The organism is Streptomyces sp. NPDC042259, assembly GCF_055582085.1.
On record NZ_JBVJDW010000001.1, the window covers coordinates 408,009 to 425,743 of the forward strand.

At 73.1% G+C, this 17,735-nt stretch carries 11 protein-coding genes and 1 pseudogene; 10 read left to right on the top strand and 2 right to left on the bottom strand.

The window, feature by feature from the left end; translation table 11 throughout:
* Positions 1-146: 146 nt before the first annotated feature.
* The 9 genes from ACZ6MA_RS01865 (at position 147) to ACZ6MA_RS01905 (ending at position 11,918) form a co-directional block, all read left to right on the top strand.
* A complete protein-coding gene (locus ACZ6MA_RS01865; RefSeq protein ID WP_469430263.1) occupies positions 147-935 on the top strand; it encodes a polysaccharide deacetylase family protein in 789 nt (262 codons plus the stop codon).
* 238 nt (positions 936-1,173) lie between these two features.
* Complete coding sequence (sph, locus tag ACZ6MA_RS01870; RefSeq protein ID WP_469431166.1) at positions 1,174-2,154, top strand: sphingomyelin phosphodiesterase; 981 nt, start codon at positions 1,174-1,176, stop codon at positions 2,152-2,154.
* Positions 2,155-2,347: 193 nt separating this feature from the next.
* Positions 2,348-3,367, top strand: coding sequence for a DUF6891 domain-containing protein (locus ACZ6MA_RS01875; RefSeq protein WP_469430265.1), 1,020 nt, complete (start codon positions 2,348-2,350; stop codon positions 3,365-3,367).
* Between the two features lie 358 nt (positions 3,368-3,725).
* Entirely contained in the window at positions 3,726-4,313 is a 588-nt protein-coding gene (locus tag ACZ6MA_RS01880; protein ID WP_469430266.1) for a winged helix-turn-helix domain-containing protein, read from the top strand.
* Between the two features lie 127 nt (positions 4,314-4,440).
* On the top strand, positions 4,441-7,542 hold the full coding sequence (locus ACZ6MA_RS01885) for an alpha-N-acetylglucosaminidase (RefSeq protein ID WP_469430267.1): 3,102 nt from the start codon (positions 4,441-4,443) through the stop codon (positions 7,540-7,542).
* Between the two features lie 81 nt (positions 7,543-7,623).
* Entirely contained in the window at positions 7,624-8,283 is a 660-nt protein-coding gene (locus ACZ6MA_RS01890; RefSeq protein WP_469430268.1) for a rhomboid-like protein, read from the top strand.
* Between the two features lie 30 nt (positions 8,284-8,313).
* On the top strand, positions 8,314-9,117 hold the full coding sequence (locus ACZ6MA_RS01895) for a tyrosine-protein phosphatase (RefSeq protein WP_469430269.1): 804 nt from the start codon (positions 8,314-8,316) through the stop codon (positions 9,115-9,117).
* Between the two features lie 91 nt (positions 9,118-9,208).
* Positions 9,209-11,146, top strand: coding sequence for a hypothetical protein (locus tag ACZ6MA_RS01900; protein ID WP_469430270.1), 1,938 nt, complete (start codon positions 9,209-9,211; stop codon positions 11,144-11,146).
* A 73-nt stretch (positions 11,147-11,219) separates the two neighbouring features.
* Complete coding sequence (locus tag ACZ6MA_RS01905) at positions 11,220-11,918, top strand: TetR/AcrR family transcriptional regulator (RefSeq protein WP_469430271.1); 699 nt, start codon at positions 11,220-11,222, stop codon at positions 11,916-11,918.
* Positions 11,919-11,948: 30 nt separating this feature from the next.
* Here ACZ6MA_RS01905 and pulA read toward each other — a convergent pair.
* Positions 11,949-14,444 (bottom strand): annotated as a pseudogene (pulA, locus tag ACZ6MA_RS01910) (pullulanase-type alpha-1,6-glucosidase); the annotation flags it as partial.
* A gap of 222 nt (positions 14,445-14,666) precedes the next feature.
* On the bottom strand, positions 14,667-16,067 hold the full coding sequence (locus ACZ6MA_RS01915) for an alpha-amylase (protein WP_469430272.1): 1,401 nt from the start codon (positions 16,065-16,067) through the stop codon (positions 14,667-14,669).
* A gap of 337 nt (positions 16,068-16,404) precedes the next feature.
* Between ACZ6MA_RS01915 and ACZ6MA_RS01920 the strand changes: the two genes are divergently transcribed.
* Positions 16,405-17,709, top strand: a complete 1,305-nt coding sequence (locus tag ACZ6MA_RS01920; RefSeq protein ID WP_469430273.1) for an extracellular solute-binding protein — start codon at positions 16,405-16,407, stop codon at positions 17,707-17,709.
* Positions 17,710-17,735 lie beyond the last annotated feature (26 nt).

Consider the following 17,735-nt stretch of genomic DNA (forward strand, 5'->3'; position numbering starts at 1 on the left):
CGGTACCCATTCCGTGACGGAATGATGACCACCCCCATTTCCGACCCTTTCCCGTGTTTGTCTCGATGGGGCAAGAGGCGTACGAGTTGCACGGATTGGGCAGCCACATGACGGAAAAGGGAAACAACAAAATCCGGGGGGTACGAATGAAGCGTGCGGGGCTGATCGTGTCCGCGTCGGTGATCGCGGCCGCGCTCACGGGCGTGGCCGCCCTCTCCGTCCATGCCTCGGCGGGCGCCGCCGAGAGCCGTCGTCCCTCCGGTCCCGCGCCGCTGCGGACCGCCGAGCCCGGCCAGACCTCCACGCCGGACCCGTCGCTGCCCGCGCCGAAGGTGAACATGGACCTCGTCCACGAGGCCGAGGGCAGCGGCAAGGTCGTCAACATCACCATCGACGACGGGCCCGACCCCAAGTGGACCCCGAAGGCCCTGGAGCTGCTCGCGCGATACGGCGTCAAGGCCACCTTCTGCGTCACCGGCCCGAACGCCGAAGCTCACCCGGATCTGATCAAGAAGATCGTCGCGGCGGGGCACCGGCTCTGCGACCACTCCGTCCACCACGACGTCGCCATGGACAAGAAGTCCGTCGCGTACCAGTCGAAGGAGATCCTCGACGCGAAGAGGATGATCGACGCGGCCTCCGGCAACGAGAGGATCTGGTATTACCGTGCCCCCGGCGGCGCGTTCACGCCCGCGAGCCGGCAGATCGCCGCCGCGTACGGCATGCGCAGTCTGGGCTGGAGCGTCGACCCCAGCGACTACAAGCGGCCCGGCACCCAGAGCATCGTCCGGTCCGTGAAGGAGCAGCTGCCCAACGGGCCCACCGTGCTGCTCCACGACGGGGGCGGGGACCGTTCGCAGTCCATGGAAGCGCTGGAGCAGTTGCTGCCCTGGTTCAAGCAGGAGGGGTACGGGTTCAGCTTTCCCAAGACGTAGCGGCGGGACGTAACGCGCGGGGCGTTGCGGCGGGGCGCGTGTGGGGAAAAGGTGAGCGATGTGATGCCGAGGGGAATTCGACGGCTTCCATAGGCGAATTGATCACCTGGGAGTCATCCGGAAGTAAGTGCGGCTGATGGGATGTCGACGGCTCGACATCCCATCCGCATCCCTCCACACCCTCCGCATCCCCGCCCCGCCCAGGGTCCCCACCCCACAGGGAGACGCAGTGCCGCTCATGAAGCCCTCCTTCCCCGCCCTCGCCACCGTTCTCGCCTCGGCCGCGCTCGTCGTGTCCCTGCCCCGGCCGGCTCAGGCCGCCGCTCCGGCGGACGCTGCCGTGCCGGCGCTGAAGGTGCTCACTTACAACACCTTCCTGTTCGACAAGGGCCTTTACCCGAACTGGGGCCAGGGCCACCGGGCCAAGGCGATACCCGCCGCCGGCTTCTTCCAGGGCAATGACGTCGTGGTGCTCCAGGAGGCGTTCGACAACGGCGCCTCGGACGCGCTCAAGGCCGAGGCGGCCAACCGCTACCCGTACCAGACCCCGGTCGTCGGACGGAGCAGGGACGGCTGGGACGCCACCGGTGGCACGTACTCGGCGACCACGCCGGAGGACGGCGGGGTGACGGTGCTCAGCAAGTGGCCGATCGTCCGCAAGGAGCAGGTCGTCTTCAACGACGCCTGCGGTGCCGACTGGTGGTCCAACAAGGGTTTCGCGTATGTGGTGTTGAATGTCAACGGGACGAAGGTGCACCTGGTCGGCACGCATACGCAGTCGACGGACGGCGGCTGCGGGGCGGGCGAGGCGGCCGCCGACCGTGCGAAGCAGTTCCGGCAGATCGACGCGTTCCTGGACGCGAAGAGGATTCCGGCGAACGAACAGGTCATGGTCGCGGGTGACTTGAACGTGGACTCGCACAGCGCGGAATACGGGGCGATGCTCGCCGCCGGTGACTTCGCGCCCGCGACCGCGCGCACGGGTCACCCGTACTCCTTCGACACGAAGGAGAACTCGATCGCCGCCTACCGCTACCCGTCGGACGGCCGTGAGGACCTCGACTACGTCCTGCACCGCAACGGCCACGCGCGGCCCGCGACGTGGAAGAACGACGTGGTCAAGGAGACGTCCGCGCCGTGGACCGTCTCCAGCTGGGGCAAGGAGTACACGTACGCCGACCTCAGTGACCACTACCCCGTCGTCGGCGCGGCGGGCTGACCGCCCTGTCGCCTGGCCGCGGCCCGTCGTTGCCGCCTGCGGCGGCGGGCGCCCTGCGGGCGCGTCCTCAAACGCCGGACGGGCTGGAATGGCCGGGCCCGCGAACCTCGGGGCCCGGCGTGTCAGTGGGGGATGTCAGGATGCTCCTACGTGGGTTGCTGATCATGAGCGGCCCTCAAAGCGAGGGGGACCCATGCTGCCCATCACCGTGAACACCGAGCCCGGCGAAGTCCTTTCGGGGATCACCGCCGAGGAGCTGGCCACCGTGATCGGCCGGCTGGGCGGGCAGGACGACCGGTTCGCGGTGGTCGAGCGGACGTCCGGTGACGCCGATTACTACATACAGACCTGGCACGAGCACGGCGGCGCCTACGAGGTGGAGTACCGCGACGGCTCGCAGGAGCGGCACTTCGCGGCGCGGATGCGGGACGCCGGGGACGTCGTGGCGGTGTTCGTGGGCTGGGCCGAGGGCGCGGACGGCTGGGCCGACGGGCACGACTGGAAGCGGGTGGACTTCTCCTCCGAGGTGGAGGACGAGGAGGGCGCTCCGGACATCGACGCCACGGACGGTTTCGACGACGAGGCCGACGCCCGGGCGGCGGACGCCCTCGACCCCGAGCTGCGGGAGGAGGCCGAGGAGCACGCCGGGGTGCTGGTGCGGGGCGGGTTCGAGCTGCCGGACGAGATCGCGGAAGCGGTGTCCGACTACTTCTACGAGAACGAGGCGACCCCGGTGTCCGTGGCGGCCGCGCGCGGCATCGTGGGGCCGCTGTGGCGTGAGCGGCTGGCCGAGCAGGCGAGCTGGCCCGAGGTGACGGACGTCGACCGGCTGGAGTCCGCCTTCGCGGCGCTGTCCGGGCGGGGCATCACCGCCCGGATGCACTTCACCTGCTGCGGCAACTGCGGCCTGACGGAGATCGGCGCCGAGGCGGCCGAGGGGGACCGGGGCTTCGTCTTCTTCCACTACCAGGACACCGAACGGGCCGTCGAGGGCGGCGGCCTGTGCCTGCGCTACGGCGTCCATCACGGCGGGGGCGAGGGTGGCGACGGTGAGGGCGGTGGTGACGGCGGGAAGGACGACACCGCCTCGATCGGCCGCGAGGTCGCGGCCGCGCTCGTGGAGGCGGGGCTCGGTGTGGTCTGGGACGGCGACCCGGGCCAGGCGATAGAGGTCGACCCGCTGGACTGGCGCAAGCGGCTGCCGACGTACTGAGCGATCAGTTCCGCTTTTCCCGGACGGCCGGCGGTGGACGGCCGGCGGCCGTCCACCGGACGCTGGGCCTCCGCATCCTGCGCCGGTGGGCTCTGCTGCCCCGTCGCAGGTCATGTTTCAATAGGGGGCATGGCCAGCTATCAGAACACCGCGACGGGTCGCAGCGACCTCGAGCCGTTCTGGCCTTCCCGTCAGCACCACGACTTCGACCGAGTGTGTTGCCGCGCGGCATTCGCGCAGGCCCCCTCCTCCCGCTGACCCACGTCGAAGTCAGCCGCCGGTCACCAGTTCCGGCCAACGGCCCCGCGCACCAGCACGACCCTTCGACGGTCTCTCGCGCGAAAGAGCTGAGCTTTCCATGACGAACCTCCGTACCCTGGCCGCGTCCCCCTCCGTCGCCTCGGCGACCGTCGGCTCCTCGGCCGTCGATCCCTCGGGCGTCCCCGCCACCGTCGGCGCCGCGCACCGCCATCGACTGCGGGCCGTCGCCCCGGGCGAGGTGCCCCCGGTCGCCGAGCTGCTGCACGCCGGGGCGACCTGGCTGCCCGCCCCGCCGCACACGGTGCCGAGCCTGCCGGGCCAGCCGCCGATGGTCGGCTATCTGGTGCTCGTGCCGGCCGAGGAGCCGGTTCCCGCACCCGCCACTCGGGGGGACGCGCTGGTGCGCATCGACCCCGAGCAGCGGACGGCCCACGTCGCGGACCGGCCGCTGGACCTCACCTACCTCGAGTTCGAGCTGCTGGCGCACCTCGTCGCGCATCCGCACCGGGTGCACACCCGCGACCAGCTCGTGACCACCGTCTGGGGTTACGGTCACGTGGGCGACGGCCGTACGGTCGACGTCCACGTCGCCCGGCTCCGCCGCAAGATGGGCGCGGAGCACCGCGCGTCGATCGTGACCGTCCGCCGCGTGGGCTACAAGTACGCGCCGCCGATCGGGTTCTGAGCCCCTGTCGGCTGCTCCCCCGCCCGGCTCGCCCGACGCCCTGTGCGCACCCCATTGCTCCGGCCCGTAACGGCAGTTACCGTGCGCCGCGCATGCGTCCGTTGTTGCATTCGCACTGGGGAGCGCCATGACCGATCTGTCGAGACGCCTGTTATTGGGTACCGCCGGAGCGATCGGCGCGGGAGCCGCCGTCGGCGCCCTCAGCCCCGCGGCGGCCGGGGAAGCGACGAGTCCGTTCGACACCGCGCCGGCGCGGGCCGCGCTGGAGCGGCTGTTCGGGGAGCACGCGCGGCAGTTCCGGCTGCGCGCGCTCACCGGCGGTGAGGAGCGGTTCGAGGTCACGGGGGCCGCGGGGCGGATCGAAGTGGCGGCCACGAGCCCGGGGGTGCTGCTGACCGGGGTGCACCGGTATCTGCGGGACGTCTGCCGGGTCCATCTCGGCTGGCGGGCGAGACGGCCCGCGCTGCCGCGCACCCTGCCCGCCCCGCACCGGCCGCTCGCGCGCTCGACCCGGTTGCGGCACCGCTTCGCGCTCAACGACACCAACGACGGTTACACCTTCCCGTACGCGGACTGGCCGTACTGGGAGCGGATGATCGACGTGCTGGCCCTGCACGGCTGCAACGAAGTGCTGGTGATCGCCGGGCACGAGGCGGTCTACCACCGGGTCCTGGCGGACTTCGGTTACAGCGACGCCGAGGCCCGGGCGTGGCTGCCCGCCCCCTCGCACCAGCCGTGGTGGCTGCTGCAGAACCTCAGCGGCTTCGGCGGCCCGCTGAGCCCGGCGCTCATCGCCCGGCGCGCCGCGCTGGGGCGGCGGATCGCCGACCGGCTGCGCGAGCTGGGCATGGCGCCCGTCTTCCCCGGCTACTACGGGCACGTGCCCGACGGCTTCCCCGAGCGGAACCCGGGGGCCCGGGTCGTCCCGCAGGGCATCTGGCACGGCTTCAAGCGCCCGGACTGGCTCGACCCGCGCACCCCGCCCTTCGCCTCGGTCGCCGCGTCGTTCTACCGCCACCAAGCCGAACTCCTGGGCCCGGCGGCGCACTTCAAGATGGATCTGCTGCACGAGGGCGGCACGGCGGGCGGCGTGCCCGTCGCGGACGCCGCCCGGAGCGTGGAGCGGGCGCTGCGCACCGCGCACCCCGACGCGACGTGGGTGATCCTGGGCTGGCAGGACAATCCGCTGCCCGAGCTGCTCGGCGCGGTCGACCGGAGCAGGATGCTGATCGTCGACGGTGCCTCCGACCGCTACCGGTCCGTCACCGACCGGGAGAAGGACTGGGGCGACACCCCGTACGCCTTCGGTTCGATACCGAACTTCGGCGGGCGGACGACGCTCGGTGCCCGGACGCACATCTGGGACGAGAAGTTCTTCGCCTGGCGCGACAAGCCCGGCAGCGCCCTGGCCGGCACGGCGTACATGCCGGAGGCCGCCGACCGCGACCCGGCGGCCTTCGCGTACTTCACCGACCTGGCCTGGCAGGAGGGGGCCCCGGACCGGGCCGGATGGTTCGCCGCGTACGCCGACGCCCGTTACGGGCGGGCCGACCGGGGCGCGCGGGAGGCGTGGGCGGTGCTGGAGGGGACCGCCTACCGGCAGAGCGCGCCCGAGCGCAGCGACCCCCACGACAGCCTCTTCGCCGCCCGTCCGGACCTGCGTGCCAACCGCGCCGGCGAGTACGCCCCGAGTGCCCTGTCCTACGACCCGTCCCGCTTCGACGCGGCGCTGACCGGGCTGCTGGGCGTCGCCGCCGGGCTGCGCGGCGGTGACGCGTACCGCTACGACCTGGTCGACGTCGCCCGGCAGTCCCTGGCGCACCGCAGCCGGCAGCTCCTCCCCCAGCTGCGGGAGGCGTACGCGGCCAAGGACCTGGCCGCCTTCCGGGCGTTGTCCGCGCTGTGGCTGCGGCTGATGCGGCTGGCCGACGACATCGCGGGGACCCACCGGGACTTCCTGCTCGGGCCGTGGACGGCGGCGGCCAGGTCCACCGGTACGGACGCGGCGGAGGCGGCGGAGCTGGAGCGGACGGCGCGGGTGCTGATCACGGTGTGGGGCGGCCGGGCCACGTCCGACGGCGGGAAGCTGCACGAGTACGCGAACCGCGACTGGCACGGTCTGATGGGGGACTTCTATCTGCCGCGCTGGCAGCGGTGGCTGGAGGAGCTGGAGGACGCGCTGCGGGAGGACCGGGCGCCGCGGGCCGTGGACTGGTTCGCGGTGGAGGAGCCGTGGACGCGGGAGCGCGAGGAGTACCCGGTGCGTCCGGTGGCCGACGCCTACCGCACCGCGCTGCGGGTCCGGGACACCCTGGCCGTCGCCCCCTACCAGGGGACGCTGACCACTGTGTGCGTCCCCGCCGCCGTGCCGCCCGGTGGCGGTGCGACGCTGACCGTCGCCCTCACCAACGTGAACGGTCTGCGGGCCACCGGCCGCGTCGACCTCGCCGTCTCGGGTCCGCGGGCCCGCCCGCAGGGCCCGACGTCGCTGGAGCGGCTCGCGCCGGGTGCCACGGGCACGGCCCGCTGGGACGTCACCGCGCCCGCCGGGCCGCTGGAGCGTCCGCTGCTTCCCGTGCCGTACGAGGCGAGCGCGCGCTACGGGCCGCTGGGGCGGGAGCGCGTACGGGCCGCGCGGAAGGGCACGCTGTTCGTGGCGGGCCCGCTCGCCGCCGGGTGGCGGACGTCCACCGGCAACGACGCCGTGTTCGGGCAGCTGGGGGACGACCGCTTCGCCATCGACGGCTCGGGCGACGACCTGTGGAAGGGCACGGAGGCCTTCGGCGTGGTCTACCGGCCGGGCGCGCTGCCGGTGGGCGGCTCGGCGACGGTCCGGGTCGACGCGCAGAGCGACACGGGCGGCTGGGCGCGTGCGGGCGTCATCGTGCGCAACTCGCTGGCGCGCCGCTCCCCCGGGGCGGTCAACCTCGCCGTCACTCCGGCGGAGGGCGTCGTGCTGTCCTACGACACCAATGGCGACGGCACCTTCGACGCCTACCGTCGTATCACCGGCCTCACGGCCCCCGTATGGCTGCGTCTCACGCGTACGGCCACGGGCGGCTTCACCGCGGAGTGCTCCACGGACGAGGGCGCGACCTGGCGGACGGTCGCGTCCGTCACCGTCCCGGGCGCGGCCCGGGACCTGGACGTGGGCCTGTTCATGACGGCCGGCAACGACGGCGACGGCGAGCGGGGGACGGCGTACTTCAGCGGCTGGCGGCTGGGGTGAGGGCGCCACGCCGGGGGCCCGGCCCGCCCGGCGCCGTGCCCGGCCCTGGCGCCCGGGCCGGGCACGGCGGATCATGACCGGATGACTCGTCCTCCCGCCCCCGGCGTCCCCGGACCGTCACCCCGATGGGCGCGGCTGCCCGTGCCGCGGCTGCCGCGCCTCGCGCCCGCGTATGTGGCGGGCGTGCAGCTCGGCGCGTACGCCATGCGGCGGCTGCTCGCGCCCGCTGTGCGGGAGCGGGTGCTACGGCGCTGTTCGACGAACGTGGACAACCTGCGCGGCGGTCGCCGGCACACCCTCGTCACCAGCGCGCTGGTCGTCGAGGAGCCGATGGAGCTGCCGTACGCGCTGCTCCTGCTGGCCGTCCTGGGCTATGCCGAGTACGCGCACGGCGCCTGGTGGGCGGCGGCGGCCTTCGCGTACGGGCATGTGGGCGCGACCGTGGTGGTGTACGGGGTGCTGCGCGCCGCGCGGGCGGGGGCGCGGACGCGGTCCGCGATCGACGTCGGCACCAGCTACGGCTTCTACGCCGTGACGGGCGCCCTCGCCACGGCCCTGCCGCGCGGTCCGGTACGGACGGGCGCGTGCGCCTTGCTGTTCGCGCTCGGCGCGCGCCCCCTGCTGCCCGGTGGCGCCCGGCGTCCCGGCTTCACCGACCTCGGGCATCTCCTCGCGCTGACGCTGGGGGCCGGCTTCGAGCCGGGGCGGCGTCGCGCACTCCGCTACCGTTCGTCACAATAACGGTAGATGTCCGATAAGGGAGATGCGCGCATGCAACACCAGTTCGATGTGTCGACCATCGTCAACCTCCGTGACCTCGGTGGTATCGCGCTCGCCGGAAACTCCGCCGTCCGCCCCGGCCTGCTGCTCCGGTCCGGCCAACTGGACCGGCTCGACCCGATGGCCGACCCCGCCGTCACCGCCCTCGGCATCCGCACGGTCGTGGACCTGCGCACCGAGCACGAGCGGCGGGAGCGGCCCGACCGGGTGCCGGACGGCGCCCGGCTGATCGTCGCGGACGTCCTGGCGGGCAGCGGACCCGCCGCCGTCCAGGGCGACCAGGTGCCCGCCCGGATCGAGTCGGTGCTCGGCAGCCCCGCCGTCGCGGAGGAACACCTCGGCGGCGGAAAGGCCGAGAAGCTGCTCTGCGACTCCTACCGCGCCTTCGTGGCCTCCCAGTCCGCCTGCGACGCCTACCGGCTGCTGCTGACCGCGCTCGCCGAGCCGGACTGCGGCCCGGTCCTCTTCCACTGCACGGCCGGCAAGGACCGCACCGGCTGGGCGGCCACCGTGATCCTGCTGCTGCTCGGCGCGGACGAGGCGACGGCCGAGCGCGAGTACCTCGCCGTCGGCCCGGCCGTGCGCGCGGCCTTCGCCCCGATCATCGAACGGTTCACCTCGGCGGGCGGCGACCCCCGGATCGCCGACGCGATCCTGGGGGTACGGCCCGCCTACCTCGCGGCGTCGCTGGAGGAGATGTACCGGGCGTACGGCGACGTGGAGCGTTACGTACGCGACGGGCTCGGCGTCCCCGACGACGCCGTCGACCGCATCCGCGCCCGCTACGTCGCCTGACGGATCCCGCCGGGATCGAGGACACCAGCGCGGCGGCGGGCCCCCGGCAGAGCCGAGGTGACCATCCCATCATTCACTCGTTCTATGGATCGTGGAGCAGCAAGCGACAGCCCCCCGCCCCCGGTCCATCGCCCCCGTCGACGTCGAGCAGGCCGAGGCCGCGCTCATCGAGCACTACCCGCGTCTGGTACGGCTCGGATATCTCGTGCTGCCGCCCGCGCTGGGCCGCAACCGCCGTGTGCTGACCGCCCACGCGCTCGTCCAGCGGGCGCTGCCGCGCAATCGGGTGGGCGGCGCGGAGCTGACCGTGCCCGCTCCGCGTGGTACCGACGGCGTGCCGAACGAGCCGGGTTACACCTACGTCCGCCAGCGGGTGCTGCGGGCCGCGCTGGACGCGGGGCGGCCGCGCGGCCGTTGGCAGCCGCCGCGGCCGGGGCAGCTGCCGCCGCTGCTGCCGCGGGTGTGGGGGCTGCGGCTGTTCCCCCGCTCGGGCGGTGCCGACGAACTCGCCCTGGACCAGGCGCTCGCCTCGCTGTCCGGGCCCGGCCGGGCCGCGTACGTGCTGCGCGGGCTGGAGTTGCCGGACGACCGGGACGTCCGGCGGGTGCTGGCGGCGGCCGGTGTCGAGGACCCGGGCGCGGCGCTCGCCGAGGCGGACGGTGTCCGCACCCCGGCGGGCAGCCGTGACATCCCGCTGCTGGAGTCGGTGGAGTTCGACCCGTGCTCCCTCCAGGCCAGGCCGACGGATCTGATGCGCCGCCGCCAGCACACCCGGGCCGCGCTGGCGGCCGCCGCCGCGGCCGTGGTGTGCGGGACGCTGCTGGGCCTGCCCGGTGACGGCTGGGGCCGGGACGGCGCGGCCGCGCCCCCGTACGCGCGGAACGCGGCGGCCGAAGCGGCCCTCGACCCGGCCAAGTTGACGCAGGCCACCTCCTCGGCCTGGAAGAGCGCCGACCGCCCCGGCTTCGCCACCTGGCCGGCCCGCGGCGACCGCACGGGCGACCGGGAGCTGCTGCGCCGGGCGCTCGCGACCTGGGCCCGGCCGGGCCGGGCGGTGCGGGTCTCGGCGACACCCGGCACCCCGGTCGGCCCCGCCCCGGGGCCGTCCCAGCTGCTGTACGCGGGCGAGGTCGACGCGGCGGCCGTCGTGCTGCTCCACGACGGGGTGCGCGTGGTGCGCTACGCGGAGGCGAAAAGCGGTGAGGCCGGGGCCGCCGCGCTGGACTTCGCCCGTGCCGACGCGGCGGACGCCGACACCTCCACCGCGGTCGTCGTCGGGCGCACCGACGGCAACGTCCGCTATCTGACGGCCCCCTGGGTGAGTGACGCGACCGTGCGCGACCTGCTCGCGCCGGCCGCCGCCGGGCGGCCGCTGCACCGGGACGCGGAGGGCGTGACCGACGCGACGCCGAGCCCCGCCCCGTCGAGCGACTGCCGCGCCTGGCCCGCGCTGCGGCTCGGTGGCCGGCTGGTCACCGATCTCGGCGAGCTGGTCCCCGCCCGGCTCACCACCGGCGCCCCCGGCTCCCCCCGCGACGTGGCGGGCGCCCCGGCGCTGGCCGGCTGGGCCCACTCCGCCTGCCATCTGCAGAGCGTGCGCTCGCAGGGCGTGCGGTCGGTGAACTCCTGGCGGTTCGCGACGCAACCGCTGCCCCAGGGCGCGGGCAGCGCGGCCTGGGTGTGCACCCGGGCCGAGACGTGGCGGGGGCCGGGCAGCCGGGTGCTGGCACTGTTCCAGGCCCCCGGGGCCAGGCCCGGCGCCCCGGGGGCGGTCGTCGCCCGCGCCGAGGACTCCGCCGCGTGCGGGCCCCGCGATCCGCACGTCCTGGCGGGCGTGCTGTGGAAGTCGCGGACCGGCACCTGGTACGCGCTGGCGGCGGGCAGCGACGATGTCGCCTCGATCACCGCGTCGGGCGGGGTGCGCGGCAGCGCGCGCGGCGCCCTGCTGGCCGTCCCCGCCCGGGCGGGCGCGCACGCCGAGCTGAGCGCCCTGACCACCGCCGGGAAGAAGCTCACGACTCTGCGGTGAGCGGCCCCTGTTGAGCGGCCCACCGGGCTTTCCCGCCCGGTGGGTTCGCGCACGCCCGCATTAGGATGACCGCATGACGACCGGGGTGCGCCGCAGGATGGGCGTCGAGCAGCGACGCGAGCAACTGATCGCGGTGGCGCTCGAACTGTTCGGCGAGCGCTGCCCCGACGAGGTCTCCATCGACGAGATAGCCGAGGCGGCCGGGATCTCCCGGCCCTTGGTCTACCACTACTTTCCCGGCAAGCAGAGCCTGTACGAGGCCGCCCTGGGCCGCGCCGCCGGCGAGCTGGCCGCGCTCTTCGACGAGCCGCGCGAAGGGCCGCTGGGAGCACGGCTGTTGCGCGTCATGCGGCGCTTCTTCGACTTCGTCGAGACACACGGGCCGGGGTTCACCGCGCTGATGCGCGGCGGCCCCGCGGCGGGCACCGGCCGGGCGGACGCCCTGATCGACGGGGTGCGCCGGGCCGCGTACGAGCAGATGATCGGGCACCTGGGCGTACGCGCCCCGGCGCCGCGCCTGGAGCTGGCCGTCCGGTCCTGGATATCGCTGGCCGAGACCACGGCGCTGCTCTGGCTGGACGGCTGCCCGGTGGCGCGCGCGGAGCTGGAGTCGCAGCTCGTCCACCACTTCGCGGCCCTCACGGCGGTGAGCGCCGCCTACGACGAGGACATGGCGGCCGTGCTGCGGCGTGCGCTGCGGGACGAGCCCGCCGACGGGCCCTTCGGGGACCTGGTCGGACGGCTGGCCGCGCTCGCGTCGCAGCCGTCCTGACCCGGGTCTCCCCCGCCCCGGGTGGCCGGGTCAGCCCCGGCGGAAGACGGCGACCGTACGGCCCGGGACGGTGAAGGTGCCCGATCCCCGGGCGTAGGAGGCGGACTTGACGGTGGCATCCGCGCCGCGTGCCTGGACGGGGTGCAGCGCGTAGTCCGTTCCGGCGAGCGCCCCGATCCGCTGGGTCTCCTCGTGCGGGGCGGCGTTGAGAACGACGACCAGGTCACCCAGCCGCATCGTGACGACGCCCGGCGTCTCCCCGGCGCCGGACAGCGGGAACGACAGGGTCCGCTGGACGTCGGCGGTGGTCGCCTGGCGGAACGCACCTTCGGTGGTCCGGATGCGCAGCAGGTCGCGGTAGGCGGCGGAGGCGGCCCGGACCGGCCCGCAGCCGGGCCGCAGGGCCGGGTCGGCGAGCAGCGGCCCGGCGTAGGGCCACTTGGGCCGGTTGTCGGCGGCGGGCGGGAGTCCGCGGCCGAAGCCGTTGCCGTCGGCGCAGTCCCAGTGGATGGCGTTGAACCAGTCGCCGCTGTCGTAGGAGTTGCGGTCCAGGGACTTCGACCGCAGCAGGTCCGTACCGGCCTGGGAGAGGGCCGGGCCCTGGGAGAGGGTGGCGGCGGCCATGGCGAGGACCTGCGCCCTGGCCCGTTCCGCGGCCGGGGTGCCGGGCGGGAGCTTGTAGGCCAGGGCGTCGTAGAGGGATTCGTTGTCGTGGGCGTCGGCGTAGGCGAGGGCGTCGCCGGGGGCGGCGGCGTATCCGGCGGGCGCGCCGTTGTAGTCGACGTCGGCGCCGGTGACGTCGCGGCCGGCGGAGTCGGTGAAGCGGTAGCCGGCGAGGTGGCCGGTGAGGCCGACCTTGATCAGGTCCTGGGCGTGCAGGAGCCGGGCCCGCTGCTCCGCGCGGCTGCCGGCGGGCGAGCCGTTGGGGTCGGCGAACAGTCCGGAGGCGAAGCCCTGGACGCGGGGGTCCGCGTCGAAGGGGCCGCCGCCGCGGATCGCGTCGCGGGAGCGGTCGGCGAAGGTCGCGATGCCGGTGCCCGCCATGTTCTTCTGGGTGGCCTGGACGAAGCGGGCGTCGTTCGCCACCTCGCCGAAGTTCCAGCCCTCGCCGTAGAGGACGACGGCCTTGCCGTCGACGCCGTCCTTGTCGACGGTGAGCGCGTCGAGGGCCTTGCGCACGGCGAGGAGGTTGGCCTTGGGGTGGTGGCCCATGAGGTCGAAGCGGAAGCCGTCGACCTTGTACTCCTTCGCCCAGGTGACGACGGAGTCGACGACGAGTTTGCCCATCATGGCGTGTTCGGGTGCCGTGTTGGCGCAGCAGGTGGAGGTGGCCACGGTGCCGTCGTCGAGGAGGCGCTGGTAGTAGCCGGGGACGATCCGGTCGAGTACGGACTTCGGGTCCTGGCCGGAGGCCACGGTGTGGTTGTAGACGACGTCCATGACGGTCCGCAGGCCGGCCCCGGCGAGACCCTGCACCATCTGCCGGAATTCACGGGTGCGGCGCGGCCCGTCCGGGTCGGAGGCGTAGCTTCCCTCGGGGACGGTGTAGTGCAGCGGATCGTAGCCCCAGTTGTACGCGTCGCGGCCCGCCGTCTTCCCCACGCATTCCTGCTGCCGTTCGGAGTCGGCGGGCGGGGCGGCGAGGTCGCAGGCGGGTGTGGCCTGGTCCGCGCTCCGCTCGGGAACGGTGGCGAAGTCGAAGGCCGGGAGCAGGTGGACGTAGGAGGTGCCGGCGCCGGCGAGGGCGCGCAGGTGCCGCATTCCCGCCGAGGACCGGTCGGTGAAGGCGAGGTACCGGCCGGGGTGGGCCGAAGTGCGGTCGGCGACGGAGAAGTCGCGGATGTGCAGTTCCTGGATCCGCGCGTCACGCAGCGGCACGGCCGTCGGCTTGCGCAACCGCGACCAGCCCTCGGGGGCGAGGGCGGGATCGGCGAGGTCGACGACCAGGCTGCGGGTGGAGTCGGCGGTCAGGGCGGTGGAGTAGGGGTCGGTGACACGGTTGGTGACGACCTTCCCCACGGAGGGGGCCCAGACGGTGACGGCGTAGCGGTAGGGCTTTCGCGCCCAGTCGCGCGAGCCGGTCACGCTCCAGGCACCACTGGCGGTGTCCCGCCGCATGGGGACGGTGCGGCCGTCGAATTCGAGGGCGACGCGGCGGGCGGTGGGCGCCCATACGGACAGGGTGGGGCGGCCGTCGTGGAAGCGGGGGCCGAGGGTGGCCTTGGCGGCGGCCTCGGCGTAGAGGTCGTCCAGCACGCCGGGTATCTGCACGCCGGTGGTGACGCCGTCGGTCTCGGCGACGAGCCGGCCGGTCAGGGCCGTGCGCTCCTGGCCGTGGGCGTCGACGCGGAAGGCGTCGTAGTGCGCCAGGTGCGGGTATTTCGTCCGTTGCCGCGCGGACAGCCCGCCGGGCCGGGGGGTCAGCTCGAAGCTGCCGCGATCGTGGACGAGGCGGTGGGGGCGGGTGGGAGTGCCGAGGTTTTTGGGCCAGGCGATGGTGTTTTTGTCGATCCAGTGGACCTTGGCCCCGGCGGCGGGTGCGGGTGTGGCGAACGCGGGGCCTGTTCCCGCACCTGTGAGAGGCAGGGCCAGGGTTATGACTGCGGCCAGGGTGGCCAGTCGTCTCACGGAACGTGCTCCTTTGGCTGAGGCGGGACCGCGCTCCGCGCGGTGTCCTCAATCGCCGGACGGGCTGAATTTCAGCCCGTCCGGCGATTGAGGACCGGGGTCCGGGGCGGAGCCCCGGGGTCAGGGGCAAGTTCCGGCGCGCAGCGCCAACGCCGTGTTCGCGGCGAGCGTCGCCGTGAAGCGGCCGTCACTACCGACCGTCACCCGCCGCCCGCTCTGTACGTCGCAATACGCACCCCCCGGCAGCGACGTCTGGAACGTCCGGTTCAGCGCGGACGTCTCGTGGTTGACGGCGACGAATCCCTTGGTTCCCCGGCCGAAGGCGATGGCCTGGGACCCGTTGTCCCACCAGTTCGTCACCGGCGTGCCGCGTACCGCGTTGCGGAAGCCCACCATGCTCTTGATCTCGGGCCACTTGTGCTGGCACTTCCAGCCGTCCCGCCAGCACGCCACGACCGTGCCGCCGTTCGGCGGGCCCGCGTCGCGGTCGGTGAATTCGTAGCCGGAGTGGATGTCGGGTGAGCCGTAGGGCCAGGCCAGCATGAAGACGTTGGCGAGGGTGTAGTCGGCGCCGTCCTTGTAACTGAGGGTGTCGCCGCCGCGCTCGGTGTCGTGGTTGTCGACGAAGACGGAGGCCTTGCCGGTGGGGAGGTAGCCCCAGCCCTCGCCGTAGTTCTTGAGGTAGGCGAGCCGCTCGCGCTGGAAGACCCGCTTGAGGTCGCGGGCGTAACGGAACTCCTGGACGTCGCCGTTGGCGAGGTATTCGTCGGGCTGGACGGCCTCTCCCGCACCGAAGATGGTCTCCTGTTTCCAGTACACGCCGGGTCTGCGCAACTTGGCCTTGATCGCGGCGAGGTCCTCCACGGCGATGTGTTTGGCGGCGTCGACGCGGAAGCCGTCGACGCCGAGGCAGAGCAGGTCGTCGAGGTAGCGGGCGATGCGGTCGCGGACGTGTTCCTCACCGGTGTCGAGGTCCGCGAGGCCGACCAGTTCGCAGCGCTGGACGTTGCCCCGGTCGCGGTAGTCGGTGACGACCGTGGTGCAGTCGTCCATGTCCTGACGCTGGTAGACGCCGGGGTAGTCGTACTTCGTGTACGACGAGCCGCCGGTGCCGGTGCCGGACCCGGCGGCCATGTGGTTGACGACGGCGTCGACGACGACCTTGACGCCCGCCGTGTGGCAGGCGCGGACCATGCGGGCGAAGGACGCGCGGTCGCCGAGGCGGCCGGCGATCCGGTAGCCGACGGGCTGGTAGGAGGTCCACCACTGGGGGCCCTGGATGTGTTCCTGGGGTGGTGAGACCTGGACGTATCCGTAGCCGGCGGGGCCGAGGGTGTCCGCGCACTCCTTGGCGACGGAGTCGTATCTCCACTCGAAGAGGACGGCCGTCGCGGGCCCTTCGGCCGGATCGCCGGGCGCGCTCGCCCGGGCGGGCGGGGCGCAGAACAGGGCGCTCGCGACGAGGGCGAGGGCTGCGGGCAGTGCTCTTCGGGGGGACAGGGACATGGCGGTGGGGGCCATGGGTTCTCCTGGGGGGTGAGGAGCGCGAGGGTGCGAGGCGGGGGGAGGTACCAGCGGGACACGGTCGGCCGGGGCAACGCGCCGGGCCCGCAAGGCCCCTGAAGGTTCTTGCGGTTCTTGCTGCAAGGCCGCCCGCACGACGGCGGTCACTTGCCGCGCACTGGACCGTACGAGCCGTCCCGCCGCTGGTCAAGCCTTTGGACACAGTCGGGTTACGACCCGGAAATCTCCCCGTTTCCTTCTTGCAAGGTCTTTCGCAAGAGATTGCAGCCTGTTAGCTTCCTCCTCAGCTCGGGCCGCCCGCGACAGGTCGGCCTCCTTGAAGAGGAGATCCCTTATGCGAAGAGGCATATCGGTCGCCGCCCTCGTCGGCGTGCTGGCCCTCACCGCGACCGCCTGCGGCGGTGACGGCGACGGTGACGCCGGTGACGGCTCCAAGGCGGCGAGCGATCCGGGCAGCGTGAGCGGCACCATCACCTGGTGGGACACCTCGGACGCCACCAACGAGGCACCGGCGTTCAAGAAGCTGGTCGCGGACTTCGAGAAGAAGTACCCGAAGATCAAGGTCAATTACGTCAACGTGCCCTTCGACCAGGCCCAGCAGAAGTTCAAGACGGCCGCCTCCTCCAACCAGGGCGCACCCGATGTACTCCGCTCCGACGTGGGCTGGACCCCGGGCTTCGCCCAGCTCGGTTACCTCAAGGACCTGACGGGCACGCCCGCGCTCGACAAGACCGGCGACTTCCTCGAAGGGCCGCTGAAGAACGCCGCGTACCAGGGCAAGACGTACGGCGTTCCGCAGGTCACCGACACCCTCGGGCTGCTCTACAACAAGGAACTCTTCCGGAAGGCCGGCGTGGACAAGCCGCCGGCGAACTGGAAGGAGGTCAAGGAGGTCGCGGCGAAGATCAAGGACAAGACGGGCACGGCCGGCATCGGCCTCAACCCCGACAGCTACTACTCGCTGCCCTTCCTCTACGGCGAGAACAGCGACATGGTCGACGTCGGCGAGAAGAAGATCACCATCTCCGACGCCGCCTCCCGCAAGGGCATCGAGACCGCCGTCGACCTGGTCACGTCCGGCGCCGCGCCCAAGCCGGCCGGTACCGACGGGTACAACAACCTCAAGACGGACTTCAAGAACGGCAAGCTGGCCATGCTGATCGACGGTCCCTGGGCGACCAAGGAGATCTTCGGCGGCGAGGCGTACAAGTCCAAGGACAACCTGGGCATCGCGGCCGTCCCGGCCGGTTCCACCGGCACGGCGGGCGCCCCGGTCGGCGGTCACAACCTCGTCGTGTACGCCGGCACGAAGAACTTCGACGCCTCCTACCTCTTCACCCGGTTCATGACCGAGGCGGCCCAGCAGGAGTCGGCCTCGACCACCATCGGTGTGCTGCCGACCCGCAAGTCCGCCTACACCAAGGCCGTGCTGTCGGACCCGGTGCGCGATGCCTACTACCGGGCGCTGGACAAGGCCCACCCGCGGCCCGCGATCCCGCAGGGCGGCGACCTGTTCACCGACTGGCTCCAGCACTACACCAAGATCCTGACCCTCAAGGAGGACCCGAAGGCGGGCCTGGACGCCACGGCCAAGGCCTGGAAGTCCGCGCTCCTGAAGGACTACGCGATCCAGGAGTAACCGGCCCCCCGCCGGTCCCCCGGCCG

Bases quoted from the DNA above. Each gene is read 5' to 3' on its own strand.
- ACZ6MA_RS01920 (WP_469430273.1), top strand. From the start codon at position 16,405: ATGCGAAGAGGCATATCGGTCGCCGCCCTCGTCGGCGTGCTGGCCCTC.
- ACZ6MA_RS01890 (WP_469430268.1), top strand. From the start codon at position 7,624: ATGACTCGTCCTCCCGCCCCCGGCGTCCCCGGACCGTCACCCCGATGG.
- ACZ6MA_RS01880 (WP_469430266.1), top strand. From the start codon at position 3,726: ATGACGAACCTCCGTACCCTGGCCGCGTCCCCCTCCGTCGCCTCGGCG.
- ACZ6MA_RS01895 (WP_469430269.1), top strand. From the start codon at position 8,314: ATGCAACACCAGTTCGATGTGTCGACCATCGTCAACCTCCGTGACCTC.
- ACZ6MA_RS01915 (WP_469430272.1), bottom strand. From the start codon at position 16,067: ATGGCCCCCACCGCCATGTCCCTGTCCCCCCGAAGAGCACTGCCCGCA.
- ACZ6MA_RS01905 (WP_469430271.1), top strand. From the start codon at position 11,220: ATGACGACCGGGGTGCGCCGCAGGATGGGCGTCGAGCAGCGACGCGAG.
- ACZ6MA_RS01865 (WP_469430263.1), top strand. From the start codon at position 147: ATGAAGCGTGCGGGGCTGATCGTGTCCGCGTCGGTGATCGCGGCCGCG.
- sph (WP_469431166.1), top strand. From the start codon at position 1,174: ATGAAGCCCTCCTTCCCCGCCCTCGCCACCGTTCTCGCCTCGGCCGCG.
- ACZ6MA_RS01875 (WP_469430265.1), top strand. From the start codon at position 2,348: ATGCTGCCCATCACCGTGAACACCGAGCCCGGCGAAGTCCTTTCGGGG.
- ACZ6MA_RS01885 (WP_469430267.1), top strand. From the start codon at position 4,441: ATGACCGATCTGTCGAGACGCCTGTTATTGGGTACCGCCGGAGCGATC.